Origin of the sequence: Gemmobacter sp. 24YEA27 (assembly GCF_030052995.1) — a bacterium.
Classification (GTDB): domain Bacteria; phylum Pseudomonadota; class Alphaproteobacteria; order Rhodobacterales; family Rhodobacteraceae; genus Pseudogemmobacter.
Genome location: NZ_JASJPW010000004.1, coordinates 1 through 17,509, shown reverse-complemented (window position 1 = coordinate 17,509; position 17,509 = coordinate 1). Strand labels below are relative to the sequence as shown.

Genomic DNA, 17,509 nt, shown 5'->3' with positions numbered 1-17,509 from the left:
CCGTGCCGATCTGTTCAGAAACTGTCCGGGAAACGTCCCGGGCCCTGACGAGCCCGGGACGCTTTGATCAGTTCACGTCTGCGATATTTGCAGAGGTGAAGATGCCGACGCCGGTGTCGAGATCGTCAATGGTCTCGCCGTTGAGAAACTTCGCCAGCAGATCAACGGCAGCAAAGCCCTGGGCTTCCGGAGCCTGGTCGATGGTCGCCTGGATCACCCCATTCTCGACGAACTCAACCGTCTGGTCGAGCAGGTCGAAACCGACGATCTTGACCTCGCCCGCGCGGCCATTGCGATCCACCCAGGAACCGGCTGCCGGAGTGGTGCAGCATTCAAGGCTCAGAAGCCCCGAGATTTCCGGGTTTCCAAGCATCGCGTTTTCAATCGCGGCATACATTTCCTGCGGATCGGTGCCGGTATTGACGGTCTGCACCACCTCGGCCCCGGGGCAATTTGCTGCCATCGCCTCGCGCGCGCCGCTTTCGCGGTCGAGCGACCATTGCGCGGCCGCGTCCAGCGTCAGGATCAGCAGCTTGCCCTCGGGATGAACCTCACACATCAGCTTGCCGGCTTCGCGGCCCGACTGGATCAGATCCTGGCCGGCGAATGCGATGCGTTTGCTGTCGGGATTGTCGGTATTATAGGTGATGACCGGGATGCCCGCCTCGACCACGCGGTCGATGATCGGTGCCAGCGCATCGGTCGAGACCGAGGAAATTGCCAGCCCGTCCATCGTGTCCAGCAGCGCCTCGATCTCGTTGATCTGGCCATCGGCACCTGCGCCAACCGGACCGATGAATTTCGCTTTGACCTTGTCCAGCGCATCGCCGCGCTCGACGCCTGCGCGGATCTTCGGCGCGAATTCATTCGAGACATCGTGATACGAGACAAAGATGTTCAGCTCTTCGCCCGCAGCCACCTTTGCCGCGATCCGCGGCGCAAGGGCGAAATCCTTGACATGGATCGGGTCAGCTCCGGCCAGCATCGGCCAGGCAAGCCCCGCGACCAGTGCGGTTCCAAGCAGTTTCTTCATCTGAGTTCCTCCCTCTTTGTTGTTTTCGATCATGCCCTCCCGCATGATCGCCCCTGTCGGGGTCATTCAGATCCGGCGTTCCCGGATGGTCCATTTGTCGATGGCAACCGCGACGACGATGACGAGGCCGATCAGGAATTCCTGGGCGAATGGCGAAACCCCGGTCAGCACCAGCCCGTTGCGTAAGACGCCGATAATCAGCACACCAAGGATGGTGCCGATGATGGTGCCTTCACCGCCCGCAAGCGAGGTGCCGCCGACAATTGTTGCCGCGATCACGTCCAGCTCCAGCCCCAGTCCGGTGCGCCCTGCCTGGCCCGAGGGCAGGAAGGCGATCGACAGGATACCGGCAAAGGCCGCGAGGCCACCCATCAGCGCAAAGGCTGCGATCTTGACGTGCTCGACCGAGATCCCGGAGACGCGTGCCGCCTTGGTCGATCCGCCCACCGCCAGCACGCGAAAGCCGAACGAGGTCCGCGCCAGCAGGAACCAGCCCGCCAGCGCGATCAGGGCAAAGAATACAAGCTGCATCGGGATGCCGCCAACCGAGCCCTGACCAAGGAAGGTGAACTGCGCCAGCACATCCGGCGCGGCGCCGTTTTTGGCGTTGACGGTCACCGGGCGGCCATCCGTCAGGATCAGTGCTGCGCCGCGCACCATCGACAACATGCCAAGCGTCGCGATCAGCGAGGGCAGCCGCCCATAGGTCGACAAAAGCCCGTTGATGATGCCGATCACAATCCCGGCCAGGATGCCCAGCACGAGGGCCGCGAAAAGCCCGTAGGCGGCGACGATCACCATGCCGGTCACCAGACCGCAAAACGCATAAATCGACCCCACGGAGAGGTCGACTTCGCCCGAGGCGAGCACGAAGGTCATGCCGACCGCCATGATCCCCAGAAGCGAGACCTGACGCCCGATATTCAGCAGATTGTTGGTCGTGAGAAAGCGGTCATTCAGCAGCGTCAGTGCAATACACATGACCAAAAGGGCCAGCGCGACGCCGGTTTCGCGCCCGCCGAACCGCAGGAACCGCTTTTTTGCCGCTTTTGCGGCAGGCTGTGCCAGAGATCCTGTCACCAGTTTCCTTTCCGGGATGGCCGCAATCAGGGCCTTTCTGGGATGGCGAATGGCCCGCCGTCGCGGGCCATAATGGCTCAGGAGAACCGAAGTCAGGCAGCCATGAAGCTGCCGGCAGGAACCGGCTTCATCTCTTCGTAATTGCCGTATTCACGCAGACGGGCGAAGGGCGCATTCGAGACGGCGTTATAAGAGCAAATGTAACCCCAGCGATAGGTGTCGCTGTTGTTCGCATCCGAGCGGTGCAGCAGATTGCCGTGGAACACCAGCGCGTCGCCGGCTTCCATCTCGACATAAAGATGCTCGTAACGCTCGATGGCGGCTTCGAGATGGGTGCGCGCCACATTGGTCTGACCGTCTTCGCGGACGTGATCCAGACGGCCGAGCTTATGCGTGCCGCTCAGCACCTGAAGGCAGCCGTTTTCTTTCGTCGCCTTGTCCAGCGAGATGTAGATCGACAGCATATCGGGGCGCAGACAGCCATTGTTGTACCAATAGCCGAAATCCTGGTGCCATTCCCAGGCGCCGCCCTCGCGGGGCTGCTTCATCGTCATTTTGTGGCTGTAGAGATAGCTTTCTTCGCCCAGCAGCGCTTCAGCCTGCAGCACCATGCGCTGGTCACGGGCCAGAAGCCCGTATTTGTCATCGCCAGCGGTGTTCCACATCTTCAGAAGCGTGCTTTTGCCATCGCGATCACCCTTGGCCATGACACTGCCTTCGCGGGCCTCTTCTTCAAGCTGCTTGCGGGCGTGGTCCCGGAAATTGGTGACTTCTTCGGCTGAAAGCAGCCCTTTGACGATATAGAAGCCATCTTCCGCATAGCGGTTCTGCTGGTCCCTGGTCGGCATGAGCATGACCCGGCCCTCCCTCTGTCTTCGAAATGAAATCCGATCCTCCGGACCGCGCGCCATGGCTGCAGCGGCCCCTCCTGTGGCGGTTATGACCTGTCGGGCGCCATTCTAAAATGGACTCTCAGATCAATTATTTGTACAAAACGCGCATGATTGCGCTCCGCGAAAAACGAACGGTTTTTGTCGAAAACCTGCATACGCTGCCCGATCCCCGCTGGGACGGCGCAGTCACCCGTGTTGCCCGGGCGGGCCATGTGATCTGTGGGCCGGATTATGCGATCAGCCGGATGTCCTCGCCGGGTTTCGATCTGCTGTATTGCCGGGAAGGGCAGGGCACGATCCGCATCGGCGAGGAGCTGCGCCGGATCGGCCCTCGACCTGCGCAGTGATTGCGGGCGATCAGCCGCATGGCCATTTCGCCGACCGACAGAATCCCTGGGTGCTGTACTGGCTGCGCATCACCGGGGCCGAGGCGACAGAAATGATGCGCCTGCTGTTCGGCCCCGCGGGGCGGATCCCGATTGCGCGCGGGGCGGCGGTCGCCGACTGGTTTTCCCGCCTCTTTGATCTGATGCGCGAGCGGGGCACGAACCAGGATCTGCTGATAAACCGGCAGATCGGCGAACTCTGGTCCCTGCTGAATGCCGAAAGACTGGCGCTTGAAAGCGACCGCCTGCCGCCCGCGCTGATGCGCCTGATCGCCGCGATGGGTGCCCGCCCCGAGCTGCGCTGGACGGCGGAAGACATGGTCGTAACAGCCCGGATGAGCGCAGCACAGCTGCGCCGGCTGTTCAGCGCGCATCTGCAGACGACACCGCGAGACTGGCTCCGGCGGCAGCGGATCCAGCGCGCTCAGGATCTGCTGCTGCGCCAGGGGGTCACGGTCTCGGCGGTCGCTGAGGCCTGCGGCTTCAGCGACATCTATCATTTCAGCCGTGAATTTCGCCGGGTGGTCGGTCTGTCACCGACCGCCTGGCGTCAGTCAGATGGCGGCGGCGGTTTGTGAGACCTTGTCACTTTGCCCGAGGATGCCGGGCAGCACCGCCGCCAGCCGTTCGATATCCGCACCGCTTGTGGCATGGGAGGTGACCAGCCGGATCGCGGTCTGCCCGTCTGACCGGGCAATGAGATAATGCGCGAAACCGGCCTGGTTCAGCGCTTCGCTCTGCCCGGCACTGGCGGCAAAAAACAGCATATTCGCTTCGACCGGATAAAGCGGGCTGTGACCTGCGGCCCGCATAAGACCGGCAAGCTGGCTCGCCATGGCGTTGCTATGCGCGGCCAGCCGCAGCCAGAGGTCATTTTCCAGCCAGGCTTCGATCTGGGCCGAAAGGAACCAGAGCCGCGATGCCAGATGCCCGGCGCGTTTCATCAGCCGGTCAAATCCGGCGGCCTGATCGGGGTTAAAGATCAGAACCGCTTCGGCCCCGGGCGCACCGCTTTTGGTCGCGCCGAGGCAGAGGATATCGACGCCGGCGCGCCAGCTCAGATCCGCCGGTGTACTGCCGGTTGTCGCCAGCGCATTGGCAAAGCGGGTGCCATCCATATGGACGCCCAGCCCGGCCGCCCGTGCCGGCCCGGTCAGCGCCCGGATGTCGGCGGCGCGGTAGGCGGTGCCCATTTCCGTGCACTGGCTGAGCGACAGCACAGCCGGTCGCATCCGGTGCGGATCCTGGCTGTCATGAAGGGGGGGCAGATCGTCGGGCGAGATCCTGCCGTCGCGCGCCCCAACGGGCAGCAGTCGGGCCCCCGACTGGAATTCAACCGCGCCGCATTCGTCGAGATTGATATGGGAGTCGCGATGGCAGATCACTTCGGCAAAACGCGGCGCGAGCTGTGTCAGCGCCAGCGCATTCGCCGCAGTCCCGGAAAACAACGGGAAAAAGCGCAGATCGCGGTCAAAGATCTCACAAAAGCGGCCTTCGACCCTTTTCGTGATCTCATCCGCGGCATAGGGCGAATGACCCTGGCGCAGCACGGGCGCGAGGGCATCGAGCAGCTCCGGAGATGGCGGGCAGCTGTTATCAGACCGGAAATCAATCATTTCAGCGCATTGATCCCCGCAAGGACCGCCGCGCGCGGTGTCTCCTCCAGCAACTGGAACAGGCAGTCGCCAGGCAGGCAGCGCCCCATCGCACGCACCACCGCGACGATCCCGTCGCTGGTGAAATGCAAGGGGATCGGGACGTCTTCCGGGTGTTCCGGCCGGTGGATCCAGCCGGCAGGCTGACCCTTTTCCACCACATCGCCGGGCTCTGCCAGGGCTCGAACACGCCTTCCCCGGGGGCATAGGTGAAATGGGCCTGCGTGTTGAAGACGAAGCGGGTTGCGATTTCCGCCCGCCATTCCGCAGCCATTTCCAGGATGCCGAGATGGTCGAGGAGGCGGTAGATACAGCGCTCGGCCACATTCAGATCAGCGGCATTCAGCGCCCCGCCGCCGCCAAATTCGCCCGAGAGATGCATGACCCCTTTGCGCAAAGCCGCCCGTCCGGCGACCGGCGCGGCAGGGATCCCCGCCTGCGCCCAGGACAGCGGCGCATTCATCGCCTCAAGCGCGGCGAAAGTCCTCGCCGCGATCACGGCATCACAGCCCAGATCGGCATAGGAACAGGAAAGATGGCGCAGCGAACTGCCCCCCGAATGCAGATCCAGCATCGCGTCACATAGCGGCAGCAGCTCTTCGGCGATGAACGCCGCGATCTGCCCGGTTGGGGTGTCGGTATAGTGATCCGCAAAGCTGCGGTTGAGATTGCCACCATCAAGCGGAGAGGTGCGCTGGCCCGCGACAACAGCGGCAGATTTGCCGCCGGCAGAACGAGGATCCGGCCCCTGATTCGGCTGACATCAAGGCTGCGGATCAGCCGCGTCAGAGCCAGCTGCCCTCATATTCATCCCCATGCGAGCCCGCCATCAGAAGGATCGTCGGCCCCTCGCCATTGGCGAAAACCGCAAAAGGAATAGCGATTGTGCCATAGGCGGAACGATGGACAGAATGCTCGACACGGATCCAGCCGACCTGGCGCCCCTGGGCGCTCAGGTCCGGCTCACACCAGACGGAGGTGAGGGACATGCAGTTCTCCGGTTATGAGGACGGTGACCGGGTTTCCGGTCACCGGAATGGCCCGGGCGGCACGTGTTGCACCCGGGGAGCCCCTGGAGCGGCGGTCAGCCTTCCAGCCAGATCCGTTCGATGATGCGGTCGCCCGAGAGGTCTGCGACATTGCTTGGCTCGAACCCTTTGACCCGCACCGATTTCGCATCGAGGAAATCGGCAAAGACCGGGATCGCGCTTGGCCCCTCATTGTGCAGGATCGCCTGCATCTCGCCATAGATCTCTTTGCGGCGGTCAAAGTCGAGCGCGGCCTTGCCTCGGCCAGCAGCGCATCAAAGCGCTCATGCGACCAGTAGCTTTCATTCCAGGACGATCCGGTGCCATAGATCAGCGAGAAGGTCTGGTCGATCGGGCGGTTCAGCCAGCTGGACACCGCGAAGGGCTGCTTCATCCAGGCGTCGGTCCAGTAGCCATCCGCCGGGCGGCGTTGCACATTTATCTTCAGGCCCGCCGGCCCGGCCTTGGCGGCATAGACCATCGAAAGGTCAATTGCCTCCGGCAGCGCCGCCTCGGACGTATAGAGGTCGATGCTGAAATCTTCCATCCCGGCGGCCTTGAGGTGGAATTGCGCGCGTTCCGGGTCGAACAGGCGCTGCGGCAGGTCGGCATTGTAATAGGGGTTGTCGGGCGAGATCGGGTGATCATTCCCCAGCGAGCCCAGCCCGCCCATCACCAGATCCAGCATCGCCTGGCGGTCGCAGCCATACATCAGCGCCTGGCGGATATGATTGTTGCTGGTCGGTTCTTTGTCTGCGGCGCAGATAAAGGTCCAGTGGACCGCACCGGGCGAGCGCACCAGTTCCAGCTTCGGGTTGTTGCGGATGAAGGGCACGACCTTGCGGTCGACCTGATTTATCACGTCAAGCATGCCGCTTTGCAACGCCGCGAGCCGCGAGGTGCCGTCATTGATCACATGGATCACCACCTGATCGACATGGGCGCGATCAGATTTCCAATAATCCGGGTTGCGTTCCAGCACCGCCCGCACGCCGGGGTCAAAACTGACCAGCCGATAGCCGCCGCTGCCGGTCAGGTTCGGCCAGTCGGTGAAGCCATCGGGCACGATCATTGCGTGATAATCGGCGAAGACGCGCATGAATTCAGCATTGGCGCTGTCAAGCACTACCGTCACCTCATCCGGCGCGGTCACCTGAATGTCGCTGATCGTATTGAACAGGGATTTCGCGCCCGAGGTCGTGTCTTCACCGCGATGCAGATTGACCGAATAGACCACGTCAGCGGCATCAAGTGTCTTGCCATTGTGGAAGGTGACACCGCTGCGGATCTTCAGGACCCAGGTGATGGCGTCGGAGCTGTCCCAGCTTTCGGCAAGTTCGGGCGCCAGCGTGCCATCGGGCAGCACTTCGACCAGCTGGTTGCAGACCGCAACCCCGATCACCCGCTGCACCTGCTGGGTAAAGGCGCGCGGGTCGAGCGAGTTGTCGGTGCTGCCCCCGGCCATCCCCAGATTGAATACACCGCCCTTGACCGGCGCCGCGCTTTCCGCGCGCGCCATGCCAAGCGGCAGCAAGAGACCAAGCGCAGATCCTGCCGCAAGGAAGCCGCGCCGGTTGAGGCCAGAGCGTGTGCCGGTGAGAGGGAAAGATGTCATCTGATATGTCCCTGTTGTCATTTGTTTTGATTGTGCAGATCGCGTTCATCGTCGCTGAGGCTGCGGTCTGTATGCTCCTGCGCCGCTTTGACTGCGGCCCCGGCATCGCCGGCGAGGATCGCGTCGATCATCGGCTGATGCCATTCGATCAGATTGATCCGGGATGGCCAGTTCAGCTCTGACCAGCGATAGAGCCATTCGGTATGGCCCGAGATCGCCTCATATTGCCGCTTGAGAAGCCCGTTCCCGCAAAGCCCTACGATGCCACTGTGAAACCCGAGATCGGCCTTGACCCGATCCTCGGCGACCCCGGACATCTCTGCCGATCTGAGCCGCTGGCCGAGTTCGGTCAGCCTGTCGCGCTTGTCGTGATCCATGGAACCGGCCAGCAACCGGACGGCCAGTTCCTCCAATGCGCCGCGAAGCTGATAGCTTTCGCGCAGAACTTCAGGGTTGATCTCTTTCACCGACCAGCCGGCATAGGGGCGCCGGACGAGCAGGTTTTCGGTTTCCAGAGCCGCGAAAGCTGCCCGGACCGTGCCGCGCGCAACCTGGAGGGCATTCGCGATTTCCTGTTCGGTCAGGCGCTGTCCGGCCACCAGCTCACCCGCGACAATCATGTTGCGCAGGTGCGAAATCGCCCGGTCCGTAAGACTTACTTTCTCGAACAGCATGAAAGACCCCCCGATTCCCTGAAAGATAGATGATTGTTAGCAATCAGCAACACAGATTTCGGCGGGAGGAAGTTTTTTGCGGCCGTTCAGGCCGCAGCGCCTGATCTCAGGGCAAGCTGCCAGACATCAGAACCCTGCGCTTTGCCGACGCCGATATGCAGGGACGCAAATGTTCAGGATTGCCAGCGATGCGGCCCATCGCTGAGGCGGCGCACCACGTCAGGCAGGTTTCCGTCGGCCAGATTTGCAAGGCTGGTTTCATCCAGAACCTCACGGATCGCGGCGCGAAAGGCGATCCAGACATCCTGCAGCGGGCGGCTGCGTTCATTGTAATCCACCGATTGCGGCGGCGTGCCGCGCACCAGGGCAATCTCACCCTCGATAGCACGGATGATTTCGCCGACCGAGATCGTGCGCGCCGGACGGGCCAGCCAGTAGCCGCCCTCGGTGCCGCGCTGGCTGTGCACCAGCCCGGCCCGCTTCAGCTCATTGAGGATATTGACGAGGAAGTTCAGCGGCATTGCCTGCGCCCGGGCGATGGTTTCGCATTTCAGCGGCTCCTCGCCATGAGCGGCCAGTTCGATCATCGCACGCAAAGCGTAATCGGTCCTCGCGGAGATATGCATCGGCCGAAACGCCCTTCATCATAAGATCAGTTATATTGGATCCTGCGCGGGAATTGCGACCGGATCACCCCATGATTCCACAGTGACCTGGTGATGTAAAGCTTAACAGGCTTTCTGTTTCTGACCATGTTTCTGAATGAAATTTTCCAAAACGGGCATGGAAGAAACATGGCTTGTTCCAATCTTTATCCACCTTGTTGACAAGTATTGTTATGAAGGAGACTTTGCCCGCAGCAGTCCGGATCAGGCCGGTTTGAAACCCCGGTGCCGGACAAAAGGAGCGAAAATGGCAACGATTCCCCCCTTGTTGATGGCGATTGGCTCGAGGCCAGGCTCGGTGAGCCCTCTCTCAGGATCTTCGACGCGACCACGGTTCTCGCCTTCCCCGAAGATGGCCAGGACGGCTATTACACCCTGTCCTCAGGGCGCGATGCCTATATCGAAGAGCATATCAGCGGCGCCGCTTTTGCCGATCTCTTGCTGGAGCTTACCGATCAGCAGGCGAAACATGCCTTCACCGTTTTGCCATCTGCGACATTTGCCGAGCGGATCGGCGCGCTTGGCGTCGGGAATGACAGTATCGTGGTGGTCTATGACCAGTTCGATCCGACCCGTAACCCGGACGCGTTCTATCAGCATTGGGCGGGGCGGCTCTGGTGGCAGCTGCGGCTTGAAGGCTTTGACAATGTGGCGGTGCTTGATGGAGGCCTTGCGCAATGGCGGCGCGAGGGGCGGCCGGTTGAAGCGGGCGAAACCCACTATCCACCCGCACAGTTCACCGCCCGCCGCCGCCCCGAGCTGATCGCCGACAAGGCCCAGGTGCGTGAAGCGATCACGCGCGATGATATCCTGCTGCTGAACACGGTTGATCCGGTCACCCATGCGGGCGGGCGCACCACCTTTTCACGCCCCGGCCATATCCCGAACAGCCGCAATGTCTGGTATGAGGACATTTTCGACGCGGCGACCGGAAAGCTGAAATCTCCCGACGAACTCAGGGCGCATTTCAGCCGGGTCGGCGCGCTGGACCCGTCAAAGCGCACCATCACCTATTGCGGCAGTGGCATTGCCGCCTCGGTCGAAGCGCTGGCCCTGGCCACGCTCGGACGGGACGATGTGGCGGTCTATGACGGATCGCTGACCGAATGGACGGCGGATCCTGATCTGCCGCTTGAGACCGGCGCCTGGGCCCGGGCCATCACATAAAAAAAGGGGGCCTGCTCCTGAAGCCCCTTTCCCGAAAACCATCAAACCAAAGGTAGAATGATGACCAGAGTTACTCGACCCACTGTCAGTGGGCTTTCCAGACGTGCGCTTTTGCAGGCAGGGGCCGCAGCGGCGCTGCTGCCGGCCCTTGGTGCCGGCCCGTTGCGCGCCCAGACGGCACAGCGCATCGGCTTCACCCCTTTCAGCTATGCCGCAACGCTTTCGGTGCAGATCGCCGAGGCTTTCAACGCCGCCGCGAAACAGCTCGGCATCGAAGGCGAGAGCTTTGACGGCCAGTCTGATCCGTCGATCCAGGTGAATGGGCTGAACCAGCAGATCGGGCGCGGCTTTGGCGGCATCGCCCTGGAAGCAGTCGATGGCGGCTCGATCCGGGGTCTTGCGCGGGTGGCGGAAGAGAACAAGGTCTGGCTCAGCCATGTCTGGGGCAATGCGCCCTGGTTCACGCCCTGGGATGCCAGCGAATATTACAGCCTGCATATCCAGCCCAATGAATTCGAGGGCCTGGGCCAGGTCACCCGCGTCCTGATCGAGGCGCTTGGCGGTGAAGGCACCATCGTGCGTGTCGGCGGGTTGCTGAATGACAGCTCGGATGTGGTGCGCAGTGCAGGCGCCGATAAGGTCATCGCCGAATATCCCGGCATCACCTTTGCCGGTGAGCTGCCCGGCGACTGGACGCCGGAGCAATCGCAGAAGGCGGCGGCGGCGCTCCTGTCGCGCTTCCCCGATACCCGTGGCATCATCGCGCAGAATGACGATACCGCGACCGGCGTGATTGCGGCGATCCGGGCGATCGGCAAGGTTCCGGGCAAGGATATCCTGGTTGTCGGCACCAATGGCACGCTGGATGGCGCGCGCCGGATCAAAGACGGCACGCAGCTGGCCTCGGCTGCGAATAATCCGTCCTTTATCGGCTATACACTGGCCGCGAACCTCTTTGACCGGCTGAACGGCTGGACGCCCGAGCCCCTGGAACGCGCCCTGACCTTCCGCGCCGAGATCCTGACCAAAGACAATATCGATGCCTATATCGAGCGTTACATCGACGCGCCGGTCGAGACCCATTTCGATGCGACCAAAATCTCGCGGGTGAAAAGCCCCGAGGACTGGGATCCGCAATATGAACTGATCCCGAGCGACATCGATGAGCAATGGATCAATCAGCCGAAGCCGGAGGGCTATAGCTATCCCGAGGCCTATGTGAAGGGCCGCGAAGACGGCTCTTATGAGCGGATCGTCCAGCAGTTCAAAGATCACTACAAGATCAAGCTGCTCGACAAATCGCCGCTGGCGGGCTGAGCCGATGGCCCCCGCATCCCCTTTGCTGGAGCTGACCGGCATCGCCAAAAGCTATGACGGCCACAGGGTGCTGACCAATGTGTCACTTTCCCTCAGGCGCGGTGAGATCATCGGCCTTCTCGGCGAGAATGGTGCGGGGAAAAGCACGCTTCTCAATATCCTCTCCGGCGTGGTGACCAAAGACGCCGGAGAGATCCGCAGGAATGGGAAACCCATCGTGCCGCGCAGCTATCGCGAGGCCAATCAGCGCGGCATCTTCCGTGTCTTCCAGGATCCGGCGCTGATCGGCACTCTGACGGTGGCGCAGAACCTCTGGTTCGGCTGGGAAAGCCTGTTTCGCAATGCGGTGGGCCTTCTCGACAGGCGCGCCATGGAAGAGGCCGCGCGCGAGGTGCTGGCCTCGGGCAATCTGGCCTCTGTCCCGGTGACGAAACGGGTGGGCGATCTGCCCCCCGGCCTGCGTCAGAGCCTCGATATCGCGCGGGCTGTGGCGCTGGCGGACCGGCTGGATATTCCCGATCCGGTGATCCTCTTCGATGAGCCGACCACCGCGCTTGACCAGAGCCATGAAGAGAATTTCCTGCATCTGCTGGACCGGCTGCGCGGCCGGGCAGGGGTGGTCTTCGTCTCGCATCGTCTGGGCGAGGTTCTGCGCAGCTGCGACCGGGTCGTGGTGCTGAAAGACGGCGATCTGGTGACGGATCAGCCGGTTCAGGGCCTGACAGAGCCTGACCTGCACCGGCTGATGGTCGGGCGCGAGCGCGGCGCGAATTATTATCTCGGCGATCTGCAAAACGGCGGCCTTGCCCGGGCCGCCCGGCTGGAGGTGGATGGTCTGCGGCTGGCATCGGGGGTCGGGCCGCTTGGCTTCAGCATCAGGCCGGGGAAGTCGTCGGCATCGCCGGGACGGACGGATCGGGGAAACGGCGGGTGGCCCAGGTGCTGGGCGGTGACCTTGAACCCGATGAGGGCGAGATCCGGGTCAATGGCAGGCGGATCGGGGCCGGCAGCGATGCGGCTGTCAGCGCCGGGATCGCCTTTGTTCCGGGCGACCGTCAGGCCGAGGGGCTGATCACCGGCGCCAGCCTGATCGCGAATTTCCAGCTGCCGTCGCTACGCGATCTTTTCGCAACGAGGCTGGGGGTCTGGCGGCAGGCAACAGCCCGCGCGGCCGCAGAACGCCGTTTCCAGGCGCTGGAGGTGAAGGCGCCCGAAGGCATCGACAGCCCGGTTTCGGCGCTGTCGGGCGGCAATCAGCAAAAGGTCCTGCTGGCAAAATGGCTCGAACGGGCGCCGCAGGTTCTGGTGCTGGAAAACCCGACCCAGGGCGTCGACAGCGGCGCGCGCGAGGCGATCTACCGCACCATTCGCGAGGCGGCGGCGGCGGGCATTGCCGTATTGATCGTCAGTGATGACCTGCCCGAGCTGATCGGCCTCTCGGACCGGATCCTCGTGATGGTCGAAGGCAGGATCACCCGCGACATCGCCGCGCCGCCGCAGGCGAAACCTGCCGAGGCCGATATCGTCGCCGATATGATCCCGGCGGGTCTGTCCCCAACCGCAATTCCGTCAGCGACCCCGCCAGCACCGCTGGCGGCGCTGGCCAGTGTTTCAGGAAAACTCCATGTCTGACCATAGTCTTACCCTGCAGCCTGCCCGCCTTTGGCTGAGGCAGCTGCGGCCGGGGGATCTCTTGCCGGTTGCTGTGCTGGCGGCGCTGATCCTTTTCTTCGCGCTGCGGGCGGACTCCTTTCTCAGCCCGGCCAATCTCCTGATCATGAGCGGGCAGGCCGGATCCTTTTGCTGGTGGCGCTTGGTGCGACGCTGGTCATTCTTATGGGCAGCATCGACCTCTCGGTCGGCTCGATCATCCTGCTGACGGCGGCGATCCTGTCCCGGGTGGTGAATTTCGGGGTCACTGCGCCGATCCTCATCATCCTGGTCGTGATCCTTGTCGGCGCGCTGGCGGGGCTGGTGAACGGGCTGATCTTCACCTTCGGCAAAGTGCCCTCGTTTATCGCCACGCTTGGCACGCTTTCCTTCTTTGCCGGGCTGGGGCTGACGGTGATCGGCGGGCGCTCGATCTATTTCGACGCGCCGGGTGTGCTGTCGCTTTCCATCGGGCAATGGATTCCGGGTGTGCAGAATTCGGCAGTGATCGGGCTGATCGCGCTGGCCCTGGTGGCCCTGATCACCAACCGGACACGGTTCGGTCTTTATATCTATGCGATCGGCGGCAATGAGCGGGTGGTGCGGCTGTCCGGGATCGCGCTCAGGCGGGTGAAGATCCTGGCCTTTGTCACCTCGGGGGTGACGGCGGCGCTGGCGGGGCTGCTGATCTCGTCGCAGCTGGGCTCCAGCGGGCCCTCGCTTGGCTCGACGGCCCTGCTTGATTCCCTCGCCGCGATTGTGGTCGGCGGCACCGCGCTTTCGGGGGGCGTCGGCGGGGTCGGGCGCACCTTTCTCGGCGTCCTGATCATCACCGTTCTGGTCAATGGGCTGAACCAGATGGGCGTTCAGGACTTCGCCCAGACCATGATCAAAGGCGCGGTCATCGTGCTCGCCGCGATCTTCACCATGGCCTCGCAACGCGGCCTGACCATCAAATGAAACGGGAGGCCAATATGCCGAAGCTCTATACAAATTTCGAATCCGGCAACAGCTACAAGGTGCGGCTTTTCGCGGCGCTCGCCGGGATCACGCTTGAGGAATATGAGGTCGATCTGCCAGGGGACGAACATCACGGCCCGGCCTTCCTCGCGATCAATCCGCGGGGCGAGGTGCCGGTTCTGGTCGATGGCGACCGCACCTTCCGCGATTCTGCCGCGATCCTGACCTGGCTTGCCGGCACCTATGCGCCCGAAGGCTGGGGCGGCAGAGATACGGGTGAGCAGGCCGGGATCATCGACTGGCTCGCCTTCTCGGCCAGCTGGATCCAGTATGGTGTCTTTACCGCCCGCGCCATCGTCTCGTTCAAAGGCACCTATAACGGCGTCGGCTTCCAGCAGGAGGATGTCACGCTGAGGGAGGCCCGCGTCCGGGGGCTGAAATCGCTTGAGATCCTCGAGACCGCGCTGACCGGGCAGGACTGGCTTGTGCTGGGCCGCCCCACCATTGCCGATATCTCGGTCTTTCCCTATGTCGCGCTGGCCCCGATGGGGGATATCCCGCTGGAGCCATATCCGGCGATCCGGGCCTGGATCAACAGAATTCGCGCCCTGCCGGGCTTCATCACGGTGATCGGGCTGGATGATCCGCAGTATCGCCGCAAGGAACGTGTGTAACAACCGCCGAAAACGCGCCCCATGATCTGCCTGGCCATGGGGCGGCCGAGGTCTCACACTGCCCCGGCACCGAACTCGCGACCGGTGGGTCAGGTCAGCGCCACCCGCTGCGCCAGACCCACCCACCAGGCCGCGCCGACCGGCAAAAGGTCTTCGTTGAAGCGGTAGCGCGGGCTGTGCAGTGCTGCCCCGGGGCCTGCCCCGAGAAAGCCGTAGCAGCCCGGGCGTTTCTCCAGGAAATAAGCGAAATCCTCAGAGGCAAGCGAGGGCTTCGGCGCGGGATCGACAGAAGCGGGCCCAAGCACGCGGAGCGCGGTCTCGCGCGCCAGACCGGCTTCCTTTGCGCTGTTTTGGGTGACGGGATAGCCGCGATGATAATCTAGCGTGATCTTCAGATCGAGGCTTGCGGCCAGACCGGCGCTGATGCCCCGCATCCTCGTCTCGATCAGATCACGCATTCCGGCGCTGAGACTGCGGGTGCAGCCACGCATCACCACGGTTTCCGGCAGCACATTATAGGCCTCGCCGCCATGGATCTGGGTGACCGAGACCACCGCGCTGTCCAGCGGATCAGCATTGCGCGCCACGATCGCCTGCAAGAGCTGATGCAGCTGACTTGCCCCCAGCAGGGCATCGCACCCCAGATGCGGCATGGCGGCATGGCATCCCGTGCCGGTCAGGGTGATGTCAAAACGATCGACGGCGGCCATCTGCGCGCCGTCACAGGCGAGAAAGCGGCCAAATTCCAGCCCCGGCCAGTTGTGCAGCCCGTAAGTCGCCGGGATATCAAACCGGTCAAACAGCCCGTCGCGGATCATTGCGGCCGCGCCGGCGCCGGTTTCCTCGGCGGGCTGAAAGATGAAGACAACATCGCCGGGCGGCGGGGCCTTGCTCAGATGGCGGTCGGTCAGATAACGGGCCGCGCCCAGCAGCATCGCCATATGGCCGTCATGGCCGCAGGCATGCATGACGCCCGGCACGCGCGAGGCCCAGTCAAGGCCGCTGGCTTCCTCAATCGGCAGCGCATCCATATCGGCCCGCAATCCGATCGGAGGCGCCAGCCCCTGGCCCTTCAGCACCGCGACAACTCCGGTGCCGCCCACGCCGGTCACGGGCTCAAGCCCCATCTCGGCAAGCCGCGCCGCCACAAAAGCCGCGCTTTTATGCTCTCATAGCCAAGCTCCGGCATCTGATGCAGCGCGCGCAGCCAGCTGCGCATTTCGGCAGCGCCATCGGCAAAGGAGGTGAGCAAGGCAAAGGTCATCGGTGAGGTCTCCGGCAGGAAAACAACTGCCCCGCCAGAGCTGCGGCACCGCAACTGCGACAGGGCGAGGGCGCGCTGGCGCGCCGCAAGCGGCCGTTTCCGGCTTAGTTCAGCTCATCAAGCGATTTGGGCAGGTCTGGCATCTCATTGCCGATCCATTTCAGATAGATCGCGCCAAGGCTGCCATCGGCCTCCATCGCGGTGATCACCTCGTCCAGCTTTTCCACCAGCGCGGTATTGTCCTTGTTCACGCCGATGCCGGCATAGGTGCTGGCCATGACATATTTGATCTCAAGATTGCGCGCGGGGTTCTGGCGGATCACTTCCATGACGATCGCCTCGCGGTTGGGATCATGTCGACCTGGCCGGTGACAAGCGCGACCGAGGTCGTCGCATCATCGTCAAAGCGCTGGATATTGGTGCCTGCGGGCGCACCATTGGTGATCAGCGGATCCATCATGGTGCCGCGGGTCACGCCCACAACCCTGTCGCCGATGGTTTCATTGCTGGTTACATCAAGATCCTTCGGTGCCACCATGACAGTACGGAACACCAGATAGGGCGGGTGAAGCCAATGGCCTCGCGGCGTTCGGGCGTGATGCCAATGGTTGCGACCACGGCGTCAACCCGGTTCGAGATCAGATAGGGCACACGTTGGCGCCGGTCAGCACCACGAGCTCGACCTCGACCCCGAGGCGCTTGCCGATTTCTTCCGCTACATCGATATCAAGCCCGATCGGCTGGTTCGCATCGCCGATCTGGCTATAGGGCGGCAGGTCATTCTGCACGCCGATCACGATCTTTTTCTTTTCCAGAATCGCCGGCAGATCCTCTGCCGCGGCCATTCCCGCCCCGAGGACCAGGCCCAGACTGACCATGGCACCGGCTGCGACCCTGCTGAATTGTCTGATCATCTTAGTCTCCATCTTCCCTGTTATTGGTTGTCAGCGGACGGCCGAAAGAAACTTCTGCAGCTCGCCGGTCCGTGGCTGACTGATCGTTGCCTCTGCCGGGCCGACCTCGTGCAACCGCCCCTGATGCATGAAGGCAATGCGGTTGGCAGCCCTGCGGGCAAAGGCGATCTCATGGGTTACAAGAACCATGGTCAGGCCCTGTTCCGCCAGTTCGCCCAGCACCGTGAGCACCTCGCCCACCAGTTCGGGATCAAGCGCCGCCGTCACCTCATCAAGCAGCAGGATCTCGGGCTGCACGGCAAGGGCGCGCGCGATGGCCACGCGTTGCTGCTGACCGCCCGACAGATCGCGCGATGGGCGCGAATTTGTCGGCCAGCCGACGCGTTCGAGATAGCGATGGGCAAGCTTCAGCGCCTCGGTGGCCGCTCGCCTTGCCGGTGACACGGGCGCAAGCGCGACATTGTCCTCGACCGTCAGATGCGGAAAGAGATTATAGCCCTGAAAAACGATGGCGACCTTGCGGCGCAAGGCGCG

Annotated in this window: 19 protein-coding genes and 3 pseudogenes; 8 read left to right on the top strand and 14 right to left on the bottom strand. The window is 63.0% G+C overall.

Annotation, left to right across the window (positions count from 1 at the left end; all coding sequences use genetic code 11):
- Window positions 1–67 precede the first annotated feature (67 nt).
- From QNO18_RS21155 to QNO18_RS21145, 3 genes are all read right to left on the bottom strand, one after another.
- Complete coding sequence (locus QNO18_RS21155) at window positions 68–1,033, bottom strand: substrate-binding domain-containing protein (RefSeq protein WP_283179493.1); 966 nt, start codon at window positions 1,031–1,033, stop codon at window positions 68–70.
- A gap of 66 nt (window positions 1,034–1,099) precedes the next feature.
- A complete protein-coding gene (locus tag QNO18_RS21150) occupies window positions 1,100–2,113 on the bottom strand; it encodes an ABC transporter permease (protein ID WP_283179492.1) in 1,014 nt (337 codons plus the stop codon).
- Between the two features lie 92 nt (window positions 2,114–2,205).
- Entirely contained in the window at window positions 2,206–2,967 is a 762-nt protein-coding gene (locus tag QNO18_RS21145; RefSeq protein WP_198838677.1) for a phytanoyl-CoA dioxygenase family protein, read from the bottom strand.
- 146 nt (window positions 2,968–3,113) lie between these two features.
- Here QNO18_RS21145 and QNO18_RS21140 point away from each other — a divergent pair, with 146 nt between their 5' ends.
- Both QNO18_RS21140 and QNO18_RS21135 read left to right on the top strand, forming a co-directional pair.
- Complete coding sequence (locus QNO18_RS21140; protein WP_283179491.1) at window positions 3,114–3,353, top strand: hypothetical protein; 240 nt, start codon at window positions 3,114–3,116, stop codon at window positions 3,351–3,353.
- Complete coding sequence (locus QNO18_RS21135) at window positions 3,350–3,970, top strand: AraC family transcriptional regulator (protein WP_349293921.1); 621 nt, start codon at window positions 3,350–3,352, stop codon at window positions 3,968–3,970. Before QNO18_RS21140 ends, QNO18_RS21135 begins: the two co-directional genes overlap by 4 nt.
- Here the strand turns inward: QNO18_RS21135 and QNO18_RS21130 are convergent.
- From QNO18_RS21130 to QNO18_RS21105, 6 genes and pseudogenes are all read right to left on the bottom strand, one after another.
- Window positions 3,947–5,008, bottom strand: a complete 1,062-nt coding sequence (locus tag QNO18_RS21130; RefSeq protein ID WP_283179489.1) for a beta-eliminating lyase-related protein — start codon at window positions 5,006–5,008, stop codon at window positions 3,947–3,949. The two genes, QNO18_RS21135 and QNO18_RS21130, sit on opposite strands and share 24 nt — an antisense overlap.
- Before the next feature lies 1 nt (window position 5,009).
- Window positions 5,010–5,750, bottom strand: a pseudogene (locus QNO18_RS21125) (succinylglutamate desuccinylase/aspartoacylase family protein); the annotation flags it as partial.
- A gap of 82 nt (window positions 5,751–5,832) precedes the next feature.
- Window positions 5,833–6,036: a hypothetical protein gene (locus QNO18_RS21120; protein ID WP_283179488.1), complete on the bottom strand. Its 204-nt coding sequence runs from the start codon at window positions 6,034–6,036 to the stop codon at window positions 5,833–5,835.
- Entirely contained in the window at window positions 6,011–7,690 is a 1,680-nt protein-coding gene (locus QNO18_RS21115; RefSeq protein WP_283179487.1) for an ABC transporter substrate-binding protein, read from the bottom strand. Before QNO18_RS21115 ends, QNO18_RS21120 begins: the two co-directional genes overlap by 26 nt.
- Window positions 7,691–7,707: 17 nt before the next feature.
- Window positions 7,708–8,364: a GntR family transcriptional regulator gene (locus QNO18_RS21110; RefSeq protein ID WP_283179486.1), complete on the bottom strand. Its 657-nt coding sequence runs from the start codon at window positions 8,362–8,364 to the stop codon at window positions 7,708–7,710.
- A gap of 173 nt (window positions 8,365–8,537) precedes the next feature.
- A complete protein-coding gene (locus QNO18_RS21105; RefSeq protein WP_283179485.1) occupies window positions 8,538–8,990 on the bottom strand; it encodes an Rrf2 family transcriptional regulator in 453 nt (150 codons plus the stop codon).
- Between the two features lie 264 nt (window positions 8,991–9,254).
- On the opposite strand from QNO18_RS21105, the gene QNO18_RS21100 reads away from it, so the two are divergent.
- The 6 genes and pseudogenes from QNO18_RS21100 (at window position 9,255) to QNO18_RS21075 (ending at window position 14,797) form a co-directional block, all read left to right on the top strand.
- Complete coding sequence (locus QNO18_RS21100; RefSeq protein ID WP_283179484.1) at window positions 9,255–10,196, top strand: sulfurtransferase; 942 nt, start codon at window positions 9,255–9,257, stop codon at window positions 10,194–10,196.
- A gap of 60 nt (window positions 10,197–10,256) precedes the next feature.
- Window positions 10,257–11,513 carry a sugar ABC transporter substrate-binding protein gene (locus QNO18_RS21095; protein WP_283179483.1) on the top strand — a complete coding sequence of 419 codons (1,257 nt, stop codon included), beginning with the start codon at window positions 10,257–10,259 and terminating at the stop codon, window positions 11,511–11,513.
- A pseudogene (locus QNO18_RS21090) lies at window positions 11,440–12,051 on the top strand (ATP-binding cassette domain-containing protein); the annotation flags it as partial. The gene QNO18_RS21095 and the pseudogene QNO18_RS21090, both read left to right, overlap by 74 nt.
- 392 nt (window positions 12,052–12,443) lie before the next feature.
- Window positions 12,444–13,145: an ATP-binding cassette domain-containing protein gene (locus tag QNO18_RS21085; protein WP_283179482.1), complete on the top strand. Its 702-nt coding sequence runs from the start codon at window positions 12,444–12,446 to the stop codon at window positions 13,143–13,145.
- A gap of 174 nt (window positions 13,146–13,319) precedes the next feature.
- On the top strand, window positions 13,320–14,123 hold the full coding sequence (locus QNO18_RS21080) for an ABC transporter permease (protein WP_283179481.1): 804 nt from the start codon (window positions 13,320–13,322) through the stop codon (window positions 14,121–14,123).
- A gap of 14 nt (window positions 14,124–14,137) precedes the next feature.
- Entirely contained in the window at window positions 14,138–14,797 is a 660-nt protein-coding gene (locus QNO18_RS21075; RefSeq protein WP_283179480.1) for a glutathione S-transferase, read from the top strand.
- A gap of 89 nt (window positions 14,798–14,886) precedes the next feature.
- Here the strand turns inward: QNO18_RS21075 and QNO18_RS21070 are convergent, their stop codons facing one another.
- From QNO18_RS21070 to QNO18_RS21045, 5 genes and pseudogenes are all read right to left on the bottom strand, one after another.
- Entirely contained in the window at window positions 14,887–15,924 is a 1,038-nt protein-coding gene (locus QNO18_RS21070; RefSeq protein ID WP_283179479.1) for an amidohydrolase, read from the bottom strand.
- A complete protein-coding gene (locus QNO18_RS21065) occupies window positions 15,906–16,061 on the bottom strand; it encodes a hypothetical protein (protein WP_283179478.1) in 156 nt (51 codons plus the stop codon). Before QNO18_RS21065 ends, QNO18_RS21070 begins: the two co-directional genes overlap by 19 nt.
- Window positions 16,062–16,165: 104 nt before the next feature.
- Window positions 16,166–16,390 carry a transporter substrate-binding domain-containing protein gene (locus QNO18_RS21060; protein ID WP_283179477.1) on the bottom strand — a complete coding sequence of 75 codons (225 nt, stop codon included), beginning with the start codon at window positions 16,388–16,390 and terminating at the stop codon, window positions 16,166–16,168.
- A pseudogene (locus QNO18_RS25810) lies at window positions 16,381–16,906 on the bottom strand (transporter substrate-binding domain-containing protein). The gene QNO18_RS21060 and the pseudogene QNO18_RS25810 overlap by 10 nt, the downstream one beginning before the upstream one ends.
- Before the next feature lie 99 nt (window positions 16,907–17,005).
- Window positions 17,006–17,509 (bottom strand): ATP-binding cassette domain-containing protein (locus tag QNO18_RS21045; RefSeq protein WP_283179475.1); only part of this gene is annotated, 504 nt, incomplete at its 5' end.

What these genes read in the sequence shown, in the direction of transcription:
- QNO18_RS21065 (WP_283179478.1), bottom strand. Translation starts at nt 16,061, where the DNA reads ATGACCTTTGCCTTGCTCACCTCCTTTGCCGATGGCGCTGCCGAAATG.
- QNO18_RS21145 (WP_198838677.1), bottom strand. Translation starts at nt 2,967, where the DNA reads ATGCTCATGCCGACCAGGGACCAGCAGAACCGCTATGCGGAAGATGGC.
- QNO18_RS21095 (WP_283179483.1), top strand. Translation starts at nt 10,257, where the DNA reads ATGACCAGAGTTACTCGACCCACTGTCAGTGGGCTTTCCAGACGTGCG.
- QNO18_RS21060 (WP_283179477.1), bottom strand. Translation starts at nt 16,390, where the DNA reads ATGGAAGTGATCCGCCAGAACCCCGCGCGCAATCTTGAGATCAAATAT.
- QNO18_RS21120 (WP_283179488.1), bottom strand. Translation starts at nt 6,036, where the DNA reads ATGTCCCTCACCTCCGTCTGGTGTGAGCCGGACCTGAGCGCCCAGGGG.
- QNO18_RS21115 (WP_283179487.1), bottom strand. Translation starts at nt 7,690, where the DNA reads ATGACATCTTTCCCTCTCACCGGCACACGCTCTGGCCTCAACCGGCGC.
- QNO18_RS21110 (WP_283179486.1), bottom strand. Translation starts at nt 8,364, where the DNA reads ATGCTGTTCGAGAAAGTAAGTCTTACGGACCGGGCGATTTCGCACCTG.
- QNO18_RS21075 (WP_283179480.1), top strand. Translation starts at nt 14,138, where the DNA reads ATGCCGAAGCTCTATACAAATTTCGAATCCGGCAACAGCTACAAGGTG.
- QNO18_RS21130 (WP_283179489.1), bottom strand. Translation starts at nt 5,008, where the DNA reads ATGATTGATTTCCGGTCTGATAACAGCTGCCCGCCATCTCCGGAGCTG.
- QNO18_RS21105 (WP_283179485.1), bottom strand. Translation starts at nt 8,990, where the DNA reads ATGCATATCTCCGCGAGGACCGATTACGCTTTGCGTGCGATGATCGAA.
- QNO18_RS21140 (WP_283179491.1), top strand. Translation starts at nt 3,114, where the DNA reads ATGATTGCGCTCCGCGAAAAACGAACGGTTTTTGTCGAAAACCTGCAT.
- QNO18_RS21155 (WP_283179493.1), bottom strand. Translation starts at nt 1,033, where the DNA reads ATGAAGAAACTGCTTGGAACCGCACTGGTCGCGGGGCTTGCCTGGCCG.
- QNO18_RS21070 (WP_283179479.1), bottom strand. Translation starts at nt 15,924, where the DNA reads ATGGGGCTTGAGCCCGTGACCGGCGTGGGCGGCACCGGAGTTGTCGCG.